This window comes from uncultured Jannaschia sp. (genome assembly GCF_947494055.1).
Lineage (GTDB): Bacteria > Pseudomonadota > Alphaproteobacteria > Rhodobacterales > Rhodobacteraceae > Jannaschia.
Genome location: NZ_CANLTR010000142.1, coordinates 1 through 906, shown reverse-complemented (window position 1 = coordinate 906; position 906 = coordinate 1). Strand labels below are relative to the sequence as shown.

1 tRNA gene is annotated in these 906 nt (G+C 59.6%); it reads left to right on the top strand.

What is annotated here, in order from left to right:
• Positions 1–137 precede the first annotated feature (137 nt).
• Positions 138–214: transfer RNA gene (locus tag Q1A87_RS23540), tRNA-Pro, on the top strand.
• Positions 215–906 lie beyond the last annotated feature (692 nt).

The following is a 906-nucleotide window of genomic DNA, read 5'->3' as shown; positions in this document are numbered from 1 at the left end:
AGGGTTGAGTTCCGCGACGGCGTCCGTCAGCTTCAAACTGCCGCCCGATCACGCGTCACCAACTTCCGCGCATATCTTAAGGCACCGCAATAGACCCTTGCCCCGACGGGACAGGGCCGATATGTGCCGCCCACGGTCGGGCAGTGGCGCAGCCTGGTAGCGCACCTGCTTCGGGAGCAGGGGGTCGGAGGTTCGAGTCCTCTCTGCCCGACCAGTGCTTTACTTTTGTCGATTGCCACGATAGTCTTATAGAGCGTAACTATTCTTCCTCAAACGAGGGATCGGACGAGGGCAAGCTGGTGGCGAGCAAAGGTACAGCTGCTGCCGCGCATCCAGGTCAGCGGCGTTGCAATCTCCTCAGTTCTGACGATGAACGCGGGGCGCGATGGTCGCCGTTATTTCTGATAGCAGGGCTGCGATCGGCCATGATATGACATTTGCCGGGTTGATCATCGCTACGGTGCAACTTCCCCAAGCCAAGCGTCGGTGGCATCGTGCAGCATGCTCTGGCACACCAAAGCCGGAAGAGTGGACTTTGCTGCCCTCAATTGCTGACCCAAAGAGTTGCCCGAACGCCATCAAGCTTCAGCCCAACTTGAGAGCGGCGCCATGTGGGCATATCTTGCTGGAAGCTTGTCCTCTGCTTGAATAGTATACAAGGTAACCGGCCTGCGAGCAGGTACCGGGACACTGATTTTCAGGGGGCGTTGTTGCACGAAGCCGGCCCCGGGATTCACATCGTGGGTCTAGCGACATAGCTGGGCGGCATGTCCAAGCCCGCGTCCACCCGCTACCGCACCCTGAACTGGTCGTCTTACAATGCCTCGCCGCGGGAGCGTGGGTCGCTGACCGTCCGCTGACCGACAGTGCATTGCGCAGCAATGTCACGAAAGGTTGGTTCGACCC